Source organism: Streptomyces sp. NPDC003720, assembly GCF_042875075.1.
Taxonomy (GTDB): Bacteria; Actinomycetota; Actinomycetes; order Streptomycetales; family Streptomycetaceae; genus Streptomyces.
The window spans coordinates 460,476-473,297 of record NZ_JBIANZ010000006.1 but is presented as its reverse complement, the minus strand read 5'-3'; the positions used below and the strand labels follow the sequence as shown (position 1 = coordinate 473,297).

Here is a 12,822-nt window from a genome sequence, read left to right as displayed (position 1 = left end):
GCGTGGTCCGGTCAGATGTCCCGGAAGATCTCGATCTGCGCCCCGATCGAGTTCAGCCGCTCCGCCAGGTCCTCGTAACCCCGGTTGATGACGTACACGTTGCGCAGGACCGAGGTGCCCTCGGCGGCCATCATCGCCAGCAGGACGACGACCGCGGGGCGCAGGGCCGGCGGGCACATCATCTCGGCGGCGCGCCAGCGGGTCGGGCCCTCGACCAGGACGCGGTGCGGGTCGAGCAACTGCAGGCGGCCGCCGAGGCGGTTGAGGTCGGTCAGGTAGATCGCGCGGTTGTCGTAGACCCAGTCGTGGATCAGGGTCTGGCCGGAGGCCACCGCCGCGATCGCCGCGAAGAAGGGGACGTTGTCGATGTTCAGGCCCGGGAAGGGCATCGGGTGGATCTTGTCGATCGGGGCTTCGAGCTTGGAGGGGCGGACGGTGAGGTCGACCAGGCGGGTGCGGCCGTTGTCCGCGAAGTACTCGGGCGACCGGTCGTGGTCGAGGCCCATCTCCTCCAGGACCGCCAGCTCGATCTCCAGGAACTCGATCGGCACCCGGCGCACCGTCAGCTCGGACTCCGTCACCACGGCCGCGGCCAGCAGGCTCATCGCCTCGACCGGGTCCTCGGAGGGGGAGTAGTCCACGTCGGCGTCGATGTTGGGCACGCCGTGCACGGTCAGCGTGGTGGTGCCGATGCCCTCGACCCGCACGCCCAGCGCCTCCAGGAAGAAGCACAGGTCCTGGACCATGTAGTTGGAGGAGGCGTTGCGGATGACCGTCACGCCGTCGTGCCGGGCGGCGGCGAGCAGCGCGTTCTCGGTCACCGTGTCGCCGCGCTCGGTCAGGACGATCGGGCGGTCGGGGCTGACGGCGCGGTCGACCTGCGCGTGGTACTGGCCCTCGGTGGCCGCGACGTCCAGGCCGAACCGGCGCAGCGCGATCATGTGCGGCTCGATGGTCCGGGTGCCGAGGTCGCAGCCGCCGGCGTACGGCAGCTTGAAGCTGTCCATGCGGTGCAGCAGCGGGCCGAGGAACATGATGATGGAGCGGGTGCGGACGGCTGCCTCGGCGTCGATCGCCGCCATCTCCAGCTCGGCCGGCTGGACGAGTTCCAGGTCGACGCCGTCGTTGATCCAGCGGGTGCGCACCCCGATGGAGTTGAGCACCTCGAGCAGGCGGTACACCTCCTCGATCCGGGCCACCCGGCGCAGCACTGTGCGCCCCTTGTTGAGCAGTGAGGCGCACAGCAGTGCCACGCAGGCGTTCTTGCTGGTCTTGACGTCGATGGCGCCGGACAGCCGGCGGCCGCCGACCACGCGCAGATGCATCGGGCCCGCGTAGCCCAGCGACACGATCTCGCTGTCCAGGGCTTCACCGATACGGGCGATCATCTCAAGGCTGATGTTCTGGTTCCCGCGCTCGATGCGATTGACGGCGCTCTGGCTGGTACCGAGCGCCTCCGCGAGCTGCGCCTGTGTCCAGCCGCGGTGTTGCCGGGCGTCACGGATGAGCTTGCCGATGCGTACGAGGTAGTCGTCTGCCATGAGGCTGAGGTTATCTCAGATATGAGATGGCGCCTCTCAGGGGGTCCGTTCGGGTGATGCCCCGTCAGTGCCCCTTGGTCGTACGGCGCCATCCGAAAGGTCCGGGCAGATCCATCGATGTCGTACGTCGTCCGGTGCTGCTGTGGGTGTGCCGCGGGCCGTTCTTGCCGCCGGTGGTGATGGACCAGGAATGCCGGTTGATGTTCAACCGCACCCCGGGCAGGATCCGGAAGCTCTTGCGGAAAGTGAGCGGCATCGGTGCCTCCTTCGGTGGTTTCCGGGCTGGGTGGCGCTCAACCCGGATACCCCGTAACCGCGGAGAGATGGCGGGCGGTCGCGGGGCGGCGCCCCCACCGCCCGCGCGGCCGGCTCCGCTGTGGCGGACGCCACCGGAAAACGGCGGGGACCGGGCCCGGCCGGACATGACCAGTCGGCCCCCATGTACTAGAGTTATCTCGACATCGAGATATCTGCCGAGGCGCACCGTAGCCGCCATCTCAGTAAGGCTTGCCTAACTTAGCCTGACCTTACTGAATCGTCCAAGCCGGCGTGGCGGCACGATTGACGGTGGTACGCGCACATCAATGAAGGAGACTGTCGTGTCGGCGAACAGCTTCGACGCCCGCAGCACGCTGCAGGTGGGCGACGAGTCGTACGAGATCTTCCGGCTGGACAAGGTGGAGGGCTCCGCTCGCCTGCCGTACAGCCTCAAGGTCCTGCTGGAGAACCTGCTCCGCACGGAGGACGGCGCGAACATCACCGCCGACCACATCCGCGCCCTCGGCGGCTGGGACTCCCAGGCCCAGCCGTCCCAGGAGATCCAGTTCACGCCGGCTCGCGTGATCATGCAGGACTTCACCGGCGTCCCCTGCGTCGTGGACCTCGCGACCATGCGCGAGGCCGTGAAGGAGCTGGGCGGCGACCCGGCGAAGATCAACCCGCTGGCGCCGGCCGAGCTGGTCATCGACCACTCCGTCATCGCCGACAAGTTCGGCACGAACGACGCCTTCAAGCAGAACGTCGAGCTGGAGTACGGCCGCAACAAGGAGCGCTACCAGTTCCTGCGCTGGGGCCAGACCGCCTTCGACGAGTTCAAGGTCGTCCCGCCGGGCACCGGCATCGTCCACCAGGTGAACATCGAGCACCTGGCCCGCACGGTCATGGTCCGGGGCGGCCAGGCGTACCCCGACACCCTGGTCGGCACCGACTCGCACACCACCATGGTCAACGGCCTCGGCGTCCTCGGCTGGGGCGTCGGCGGCATCGAGGCCGAGGCCGCCATGCTCGGCCAGCCGGTCTCCATGCTCATCCCGCGCGTCGTCGGCTTCAAGCTCACCGGTGAGCTGCAGGCCGGCACCACCGCCACCGACCTCGTGCTCACCATCACCGAGATGCTGCGCAAGCACGGCGTGGTCGGCAAGTTCGTCGAGTTCTACGGCGAGGGCGTGGCCGCCACGAGCCTCGCCAACCGCGCCACCATCGGCAACATGTCGCCCGAGTTCGGCTCCACCGCCGCGATCTTCCCGATCGACGACGAGACCCTGAACTACCTGCGTCTGACCGGCCGCGACGCCCAGCAGGTCGCGCTCGTCGAGGCGTACGCCAAGGAGCAGGGCCTCTGGCTGGACCCGAAGGCCGAGCCGGACTTCTCCGAGAAGCTCGAGCTGGACCTGTCCACCGTCGTGCCGTCCATCGCCGGCCCGAAGCGCCCGCAGGACCGCATCGTCCTCGCCGAGGCCGCCCAGCAGTTCGCCAAGGACGTCCTCAACTACGTCGAGGCCCCCGCCGCCCAGACGCCGGCCGCCGCCGCCTCCGTGGTCGACGAGGCGGGCGCCGAGTCCTTCCCGGCCTCCGACGCCCCGGCCTACGGCCACGAGGAGAACGGCGCCGGCGCCCCGCAGCACGGCCAGGGCACCGGTTCCGTCCCGTCCGACCCGGTTCAGGTGACCGCCCCCGACGGCACCACCTACGAGCTGGACCACGGTGCGGTGACGGTCGCGGCCATCACCTCCTGCACCAACACCTCCAACCCGTACGTCATGGTCGCCGCCGCCCTGGTGGCCAAGAAGGCCGTCGAGAAGGGCCTGACCCGCAAGCCGTGGGTCAAGACCACCCTCGCCCCGGGCTCCAAGGTCGTCACCGACTACTTCGAGAAGGCGGGCCTGACCCCCTACCTCGACAAGGTCGGCTTCAACCTGGTCGGCTACGGCTGCACCACCTGCATCGGCAACTCCGGCCCGCTGCCGGAGGAGGTCTCCAAGGCCGTCAACGACCACGACCTCGCCGTCACCTCGGTCCTCTCCGGCAACCGGAACTTCGAGGGCCGTATCAACCCCGACGTCAAGATGAACTACCTGGCGTCCCCGCCGCTGGTCGTCGCGTACGCCCTCGCCGGGTCCATGAAGGTGGACATCACCCGTGAGGCGCTGGGCACCGACACCGACGGCAACCCGGTCTTCCTGAAGGACATCTGGCCCTCCGAGGCCGAGGTCAACGACGTCGTCGCCAACGCCATCGGCGAGGACATGTTCGCCAAGTCCTACAGCGACGTCTTCGCCGGCGACGCCCAGTGGCAGTCCCTCCCGGTCCCGACCGGCAACACCTTCGAGTGGGACGCCGAGTCCACCTACGTCCGCAAGCCCCCGTACTTCGAGGGCATGGGCATGGAGCCGGCCCCGGTCGCGGACATCGCCGGCGCCCGCGTGCTCGCCAAGCTGGGCGACTCGGTCACCACCGACCACATCTCCCCGGCCGGCGCCATCAAGGCCGACACCCCGGCCGGCCAGTACCTCACCGAGCACGGTGTGGAGCGTCGTGACTTCAACTCCTACGGCTCCCGCCGAGGCAACCACGAGGTCATGATCCGCGGCACCTTCGCCAACATCCGCCTGCGCAACCAGATCGCGCCGGGCACCGAGGGCGGCTACACCCGCGACTTCACCCAGGCCGACGCGCCGGTGTCGTTCATCTACGACGCCTCGCGCAACTACATCGAGCAGGGCATCCCGCTGGTCGTCCTGGCCGGCAAGGAGTACGGCTCCGGCTCGTCCCGCGACTGGGCCGCCAAGGGCACCGCGCTGCTCGGCGTCAAGGCCGTCATCGCCGAGTCCTACGAGCGCATCCACCGCTCGAACCTGATCGGCATGGGCGTCCTGCCGCTGCAGTTCCCCGAGGGCCAGTCCGCCGAGTCCCTCGGCCTGACCGGCGAGGAGACCTTCTCCTTCACCGGCGTCGAGGAGCTCAACAACGGCACCACCCCGCGCACCGTGAAGGTCACCACCGACACGGGCGTGGAGTTCGACGCGGTCGTCCGCATCGACACCCCCGGTGAGGCCGACTACTACCGCAACGGCGGCATCATGCAGTACGTGCTGCGCAGCCTGATCCGCAAGTAAGCGGCACGGCACAGCGCGGACGAGGGCCGCACCCCCGGCACCGGGGGTGCGGCCCTCGTGCCGTCCGCGGCTCCCTTCCCGAGGAGCGGGCTCACTCCCCGAGGAGCGGGCTCACTCCCCGAGGAGGGCCGAGAGGTCCGGCAGCGCCACCTCCGCCCAGATCACCTTGCCCTGCGGCGTGTACCGGGTGCCCCAGCGCTCGGTCATCTGGGAGACCAGGAACAGGCCCCGGCCGCCCTCGTCGGTCGTCGCGGCGTACCGCAGGTGCGGCGAGGTGCTGCTGCCGTCGGCCACCTCGCAGATCAGCACACGGTCCCGGATCAGCCGCACATGGACCGGGTCCGAGCCGTAGCGGATGGCGTTGGTGATCAGCTCGCTCAGCACCAGTTCCATGCCGAAGCCCAGCTCCGACAGGCCCCACTCCGCCAGCTTGGCGGACACCGCACCGCGCATCCCCGACACGGCGGCCGGGTCGCGCGGCACGTCCCAGTCGGCGACGTTCTCCGGCGGCAGCGCCCGGGTGCGCGCGATCAGCAGGGCCACGTCGTCCTTGGGGCGCTCGGGCAGCAGCTCGTCCAGCACCGCCTGGCAGCCCTCCTCCGGCGACCGGTCGGGATGGCCGGACAGCGCCAGGCGCAGCAGCTCCATGCTCACGTCCAGGTCGCGCCTGCGGTCCTCGATGAGGCCGTCGGTGTAGAGCACGAGCTGGCTGCCCTCGGGCAGCTCCAGCTCGGCCGTGCGGAACGGCATGCCGCCCAGGCCCAGCGGCGGCCCGGCCGGCACGTCGGGGAAGGTGACGCTGCCGTCGGGGTAGACCAGCGCGGGCGCCAGGTGCCCGGCCCGCGCCATCGTGCAGCGCCGGGTCACCGGGTCGTAGATCGCGTACAGACAGGTGGCGCCGACGATCTCCGCCGCCGCCTCCGCACGGGCCTCGTCCTGGTCGATGCGGCCGACCAGGTCGTCCAGGTGGCTGAGCAGCTCGTCCGGCGGCAGGTCGAGCGTGGAGAAGTTGTGCACCGCGGTGCGCAGCCGGCCCATGGTCGCCGCCGCGTGCAGGCCGTGCCCGACCACGTCGCCCACGGCCAGCGCCACCCGGCCTCCGGGCAGCGGGATCACGTCGAACCAGTCCCCGCTCACGCCGGACTGCGCCGGCAGGTAGCGGTAGGCGACGTCGAGGGCGCTCTGCTCGGGCAGCGCCCGGGGCAGCAGACTGCGCTGCAGGGTGACCGCGAGGGCGTGCTCGCGGGTGTACCGGCGGGCGTTGTCGATGCTGACCGCCGCCCGGGCCACCAGCTCGTCCGCCAGCGACAGCTCCTCCTCGTCGAAGGGCTCCTGCTTGGAGCGGTAGAAGTTGGCCATGCCCAGGACGACACCGCGCGCCTGGATCGGGGCGGCGATGAGCGAGTGGATGCCGTACTCCAGTATCCGCTCGGTCCGGGACGGGTCCTGGGCCTGCCAGCCCGGGGCGCCCGCCAGGTTGGGCACCAGCTCGGAGCGGCCGGCGTGGTAGCCGCGCGCCTGCGGGGTGGAGGGCAGGAAGTCGATCAGGCGGCCCTTCTCGTAGAGCGGGTGGTCGTCCCGGATGCCGTTCACGGCGACCCGCCGGATGTCCGTCGCGGTGGGGGCGGGCTCCTCCCCGTGCAGGACGTTGTCGGCCAGATCCACGGTCACGAAGTCCGCGAAGCGGGGGACGGCGACCGCGGCCAGCTCGTCGGCGGTGCGCACCACGTCCAGGCTGGTGCCGATGCCCAGGCCGGCGTCGTAGAGCAGCTCCAGCCGTTCCCGGGTGACCTCGGCCCTGCCGGACACCGCCTGCAGCTCGGTGGAGTCGCGCAGCGTCACCACGGTCCCGCCGCACGCGCCCGCGCCGTCGGTGGGCCGCTGGTTGACGACCAGCAGCCGCCCGCCGGCGAAGTGCACCTCGTCGCTGGCCTCGCGCCCCGAGCCGAGCAGTTCCACCGTCTCGGGCTCGAGGTGCGACAGCTCGCGGACATTGCGTCCCTCGGCCTGCGGCGGCAGCTCCAGCAGCCGTCTGGCCTCGTCGTTGGCCAGCAGCAGCCGCCCGTCGGGGCCGACGATCAGCACACCCTCGCGCACCGAGTGGAGCACCGTGTCGTGGTGCTCGTACATGCGCCTCATCTCGTCCGGGGCCAGGCTGTGGGTCTGCCGCCGCAGCCGCCGGCCCACCAGGGCCGTCCCGCCGGTCGACAGCATGAGCGCGCCGGCCCCGGCGGCCAGGATGATCGGGAGCTGCCGGTCGACCTCGCTGGTGACGTTCTTGACCTTGAGCCCGGCGGAGACCAGGGCGGTCACCTTGCCGTCGGCGTCGCGGACGGGCACGGTCGCCTGCACCTCGTGGCCCAGCGGGCCGTGCACGCTCTCGGTGTAGACCCGGCCGGCCAGGGAGGGGCCTATCCGGCCCACGAACCGCTTGCCGATCCGGCTCGGTATCGGATGGGTGTAGCGGATGCCCTTGGTGTCCATGACCACGATGAAGTCGACGCCCGCGGTCCTGCGGCCCGCCTCGGTGAGCGGCTGGAGGACCTTCGTGGGGTCGGGGCTGTCCAGCGCCTGCTGGACGCCGGGCGAGTGCGCGAAGGTCTGCGCGACGGCTATGGACCGGCGCTTGGCCTCCGTGGTGGTGTCCCGCTCCGACTGAAGCACGAGGGCGATGACGGCGCAGACCACGAGGAGGACCACGAGGGCGACCTGCAGGAGAAAGACCTGTCCGGCGACACTGCGTGGGCTCTTGCCGACCATCGAGCGCCAAGACAAGCGCCTGAATCGGTCGAATTGGTCCGACATGCGACATTTCTAGCACTGGGTGATTGGCGATGGCTACGTCCGTCCCGAGCCGTGGACGCCCCCGCCTCTCCAGGCTCGCGGGTCCCATGCCTTCCACCAGTGCCGTGTCACAGGTGTGGCGGCAGGCGTTTACAGCGGGTGCTGTGCGCGCTAATTTCACCAACCAGGGGTGGGAGCGCTCCCACCTAAGGGCCGTCCCCGACGGACCGGAACCCGTCCGGGCCGGGCCGGGTCCGCTCCCACCCCGTCCGCCCCTCCCGTACCCGTCCGTCCGTGACGACCGCGGACGCAGCAAGGAGGTATGTGTGTCATGCCTACGACAAACAGGCCCCCCGGCCTCGCGAGGCGTCCCCGATTACCGCGTGCCACCCGCGGCGGTGGCCTGCTCCTGGTCCTCCTGGCCCTGCTGACCACCCTCCCCGCCCTCGGCCTGATGCTCGCCGCCGGCATCCCGGCAGCGGCCCACGGCACCCCCATGAAGCCGGGCAGTCGCACCTTCCTGTGCTGGCGGGACGCGCTCACCGACGCCGGTGAGATCAAGCCCGTGAACCCGGCCTGCAAGGCGGCCCAGCAGGCCGGCGGCACGACGCCCTTCTACAACTGGTTCTCCGTGCTCCGCTCGGACGGCGCCGGCCGCACCCGCGGCTTCGTGCCGGACGGGCGGCTCTGCAGCGGCGGCAACCCCGACTTCACCGGATTCGACCTGGCCCGCGACGACTGGCCGGTGACCCATCTGACCGCCGGCGCCACGGTCGACTTCTCCTACAACGCCTGGGCCGCCCACCCGGGCTGGTTCTTCGTCTACGTCACCAAGGACGGCTACGACCCGGCCGAGCCGCTCACCTGGTCCGACCTGGAGGACCAGCCGTTCCTCACCGTCGACCACCCGCCGCTGAACGGCACCCCCGGCACGGTCGACGCCGACTACTCCTGGTCCGGCAGGCTGCCCTCGGGCAAGACCGGCCGGCACGTCGTCTACATGGTGTGGCAGCGCTCGGACAGCGCCGAGACCTTCTACTCCTGCTCCGACGTCGTCTTCGACGGCGGCGACGGGGAGGTCACCGGCGTCCACGACCCGGGCGGCCCCGGCGCGCCCGCGCCCGGCGCCTGCACCGCCACCCGCCGGACCACCGGCACCTGGTCCGGCGGACACCAGTCCGAGGTGACGGTGACCAACAGCGGCACCGTGCCGATGCTCGGCTGGATGGTCGACTGGACCCTGCCCGCCGGGCAGTCGGTCGACAGCCTCTGGAACGGCGACGCCACCTACACGGGTCAGGACGTCATGGTGCACAACGCCGGCTGGAACGGCTCCCTGAGTCCGGGCCGGAGCGCCACGTTCGGCTACGTGGTCCGGGGCTCCGGCGCCGAGGACTCCACCGCCCTTCCCTGTCAGGTCGGTTGAGCCGCTCTGGGCGGACCCGGTGAGGTGACGCACCGGGTCCGCGAGCCGGGCAGGTGAGGGGGGTTCGGTCCCTGCCCGGGTGGTGCTGGCTTGTGGTGGCCGGACCCGTGGGCCGGCCGCGACCGAGTGGAGCGCGACAACGTTGTCGTATGGTCCGTACATGACTCTACCGCGTCAACGGACAACGATGTCAACCCACTTGGGGTAGCCCGGCCGGGTGACGCCGGCGCGTGCCCGCGTCGGCGCACGCGGTCTTCCGTGTTACCGGTGGCCCGCGTTACTGTCCCTGCGGCTTGTGCGACCTGTGGTGCGCGACCCGTCCATTCCGAGGAAGGGCCGCGTCATGCGTTTCCGTTCCACGTCCCTGCTGCTGGCCGCGGTCCTCGCGACCGGTGGGGCCACCCCCGCCCTCGCGGCGACCGCAGCACCACCCGAACTCGTCAAGGACCCGACCCCCTACGTCGATCCGCTCATCGGCACCAGGAACGGCGGCAACGTCTTCCCGGGCGCCGTGGTGCCGTTCGGCATGCTCTCCTGGAGCCCTGAGAACACCAGAGGTGACGCCACCCGCACCGCCGCGCCCGGCGGCTACCAGTACGACGCCACCCGCGTCCGGGGCTTCAGCCTGACCCACATGTCCGGCACCGGCTGCGCGGGCGGCAGCGGCGACATCCCGTTCTTCCCGTACGCGGGCGAGGTCGCCTCGTCCCCGGCGAGCGACACCAAGGACGCCGTGTACGCCTCGGACTTCCGGCACTCCGACGAACACGCCGAGCCCGGGCACTACAGGGTGGGCCTCGCCTCCGGCGTCACCGCCGACCTCACGGCGACCGCCCGCACCGGCTCGGCCCGCTTCACCTACCCCGCGGACAAGCCCGCCTCGCTCCTCGTGCGCACCGCCAACTCCGAGCTGGGCTCGGAGGACTCGTCGGTCGCCATCGACCCCGCGACCCGCACCGTCTCCGGCTCCGTCACCTCCGGCGACTTCTGCGGCTACCTCGACCCGGAGGGGCAGCGCTCCTACTACACCCTGTACTTCACCGCCCGCTTCGACCGCGCCTTCAAGGCCACCGGCACCTGGCGGGACGACGAGCTGCGGCCCGGCTCCACCGAGGGCGGCGGCGGCACCGGCGGCTTCTCGCACGGCGGCCGGCCGGTCGCGGGCAAGGGCGCCGGCGGGTACGTCGAGTTCGCGCCCGGCACCGGACCGGTGAACGTCAAGGTCGGCATCTCCTACGTCAGCCAGGCGGCCGCCGCCGCCAACCTCGAGGCGGAGAACCCCCCGAGGCGGTCCTTCGACGCGGTCGCGGACGCGGCACGCCGCGCCTGGCGCGACCGGCTCGCCGCCGTCCGGGTCGGCGGCGGCACGGACGCCGAGCGCACCACCTTCTACACCGCCCTCTACCACTCCCTGCTGCACCCCAACGTCATCAGCGACGCCGACCGCCGCTACCGGGGCGCGGACGGCGAGGTGCACCGCACCGGCCGCGGCCACCGCGCCCAGTACGGCACCTTCTCCGGCTGGGACGTCTACCGCGACCAGGTGCAGCTGCTGACCCTGCTCGACCCGGACACGGGCTCCGACATCGCCCAGTCCCTGTACGAACTGGCCCGGCAGAACGGCGGCGTCTGGGACCGCTGGCTGCACGGCGCGAGCGGCACCCACGTCATGAACGGCGACCCCGCGCCGACCGCGCTGGCCGGCATCCGCGCCTTCGGCGGCACCGGCTTCGATCTCAAGGGCGCCCTGAAGTCACTGGTGAGGGCGGCGACCGTGCCCACCGCGCAGGACCTGTCGGCGGCCGGCAAGCCGGTGCTGTCGGTGGGCCAGCGCCCCTCGCTCGACAAGTACCTGAAGCTGCACTACATGCCGAGCGTCTCCAACGCCTGGGGCGGCGCCGCCGAGACCCTGGAGATGTCCACCGCCGACTTCTCCCTCGCCCAACTGGCCTCCGCGGCGGGGGACAGCACCACCGCGAGGACCTTCGCCCGCCGGGCCCAGTGGTGGCAGAACAACTTCAACCTCGCGGCCGGCGAGGACGGAGGCTACATCGCCAACCGCAAGGCCGACGGCAGCTGGGTCACCGGCTTCACCCCCGACACGGGCAACGGCTTCGTGGAGGGCTCGGCGGCCCAGTACACCTGGATGGTCCAGCACAACCCGGCCGGGCTGTTCGCCGCGATGGGCGGCACCGGCAAGGCCCTCGAACGGCTCGACGCCTTCTTCCACGACGCCGACGGCGGCTGGGCCCTGACCGGCAAGGGCGGCGCCAAGTCCGAGCTGGACAACGAGCCCTCCGTCAACGTGCCCTACCTGTACGACTACGCCGGGGCCCCGTACAAGGCGCAGGAGACCGTTCGCGCCGCGATGCGGCAGCTCTGGTCGACCGGGCCCGGCGGCATTCCCGGCAACGACGATCTCGGCGCCATGTCGTCGTGGTACGTCTTCTCCGCGCTCGGCATGTACCCGCAGGTGCCCTCCCGCGCCGAACTCGTCCTCGCCTCACCGCTGTTCGAGCGGGTGGAGATAGACCGCCCACACGGCAACGACATCTCCGTGCGGGCCACCGGCGCCGCGGCCGACGCCCCGTACGTCCGGTCCCTGAAGGTCGACGGCCGGCGCAGCGACCGGCCCTGGCTGCCCGCCTCCTTCGTCCGCGACGGCGGCCGGCTGGACTACACCCTGTCCACCACCCCGGACCGCGCCTGGGGCGCGTCCTCGCCGCCGCCGTCCTTCCGGGACGGCGAGCAGCCGTACCAGATCGGCGTCGGCCCCACCACCGCCACCGTCGCGCCGGGCGACAGCACGGGCATCGGCATCCGGGCGCTGGCGCTGAGCGGCGGCACCGGACCCGAGGTGCGCTTCCGGGTCCAGGCCCCGGCCGGCGTCACGGCCACGCCCGCCGAGGGCGCCGTCACCGACGGCGCCCAGCGGATCACCCTGGCGGCGGCCGAGGACGCCACCCAGGGCTTCTACGACGTCAAGGTCACGGTGACCTCCGGCGACACCTCCTACGACCAGCCGGTCTCCCTGACCGTGGCCGCTCCGGGCACCCTGCTGGCCGCCTACGACAACACCGGCGTCTCGGACGACGCGGGCGACCACGACGAGGCCGACTACGACGGCGGCGGCTGGAGCTACTCCCGCCAGGCCCTCGCCGCGGCCGGTCTCACCCCGGGCGGCCACGGGACGGTGGACGGCCTCTCCTTCACCTGGCCCAGCTCGCCCGCCGGCCGCCCGGACAACGCCTCGGCCGCCGGCCAGACCGTCGAACTCACTAAACCCGCTGCCCGGTTGTCCTTCGTAGGCAGCGCCGTCAACGGCAACCAGCAGACCAAGGCCACCGTCACCTACACCGACGGCACCACCGGCACCGTCGACCTGGCCCTCACCGACTGGACCGTCGGCGGCGGGGGCGGCACCGTGGCCTACGGCAACGAGGTCGTCGCGAAGGCGGCGTACCGCAACGTCGCGGGCGCCGACAAGGACCCGGTGGCGACCTACGTCTTCGCCACGAAGCCCGTCACGGCCCCGGACGGCAAGGCCGTCCGCAGCGTGACCCTCCCGCACGACACCGACGTGCACGTCTTCGCCCTCGCCACCGGCTGACCACCGGCACGGCACACGCGAGAGGGGGCGGACCCGGCCGGGTCCGCCCCCTCCCTCGTGCGCCGG

Annotated in this window: 6 protein-coding genes; 3 read left to right on the top strand and 3 right to left on the bottom strand. The window is 71.6% G+C overall.

The window, feature by feature from the left end:
- Positions 1-11 precede the first annotated feature (11 nt).
- Together ACFYU0_RS19455 and ACFYU0_RS19450 are read right to left on the bottom strand one after the other, a co-directional pair.
- Positions 12-1,541 (bottom strand): UDP-N-acetylglucosamine 1-carboxyvinyltransferase, encoded by a 1,530-nt coding sequence (locus ACFYU0_RS19455; protein ID WP_351666736.1) that lies wholly within the window; start codon positions 1,539-1,541, stop codon positions 12-14.
- 64 nt (positions 1,542-1,605) lie between these two features.
- On the bottom strand, positions 1,606-1,797 hold the full coding sequence (locus tag ACFYU0_RS19450) for a DUF4236 domain-containing protein (protein WP_351666738.1): 192 nt from the start codon (positions 1,795-1,797) through the stop codon (positions 1,606-1,608).
- 343 nt (positions 1,798-2,140) lie between these two features.
- On the opposite strand from ACFYU0_RS19450, the gene ACFYU0_RS19445 reads away from it, so the two are divergent.
- Positions 2,141-4,936 (top strand): aconitate hydratase, encoded by a 2,796-nt coding sequence (locus ACFYU0_RS19445; RefSeq protein ID WP_389302678.1) that lies wholly within the window; start codon positions 2,141-2,143, stop codon positions 4,934-4,936.
- Positions 4,937-5,047: 111 nt separating this feature from the next.
- Here ACFYU0_RS19445 and ACFYU0_RS19440 read toward each other — a convergent pair whose 3' ends face one another.
- On the bottom strand, positions 5,048-7,696 hold the full coding sequence (locus ACFYU0_RS19440) for a SpoIIE family protein phosphatase (RefSeq protein WP_389302676.1): 2,649 nt from the start codon (positions 7,694-7,696) through the stop codon (positions 5,048-5,050).
- Positions 7,697-8,051: 355 nt separating this feature from the next.
- On the opposite strand from ACFYU0_RS19440, the gene ACFYU0_RS19435 reads away from it, so the two are divergent.
- Together ACFYU0_RS19435 and ACFYU0_RS19430 are read left to right on the top strand one after the other, a co-directional pair.
- Positions 8,052-9,146, top strand: a complete 1,095-nt coding sequence (locus ACFYU0_RS19435; RefSeq protein ID WP_389302673.1) for a lytic polysaccharide monooxygenase — start codon at positions 8,052-8,054, stop codon at positions 9,144-9,146.
- A 343-nt stretch (positions 9,147-9,489) separates the two neighbouring features.
- Positions 9,490-12,756: a GH92 family glycosyl hydrolase gene (locus ACFYU0_RS19430; protein ID WP_389302670.1), complete on the top strand. Its 3,267-nt coding sequence runs from the start codon at positions 9,490-9,492 to the stop codon at positions 12,754-12,756.
- The last annotated feature ends 66 nt before the right edge of the window (positions 12,757-12,822 follow it).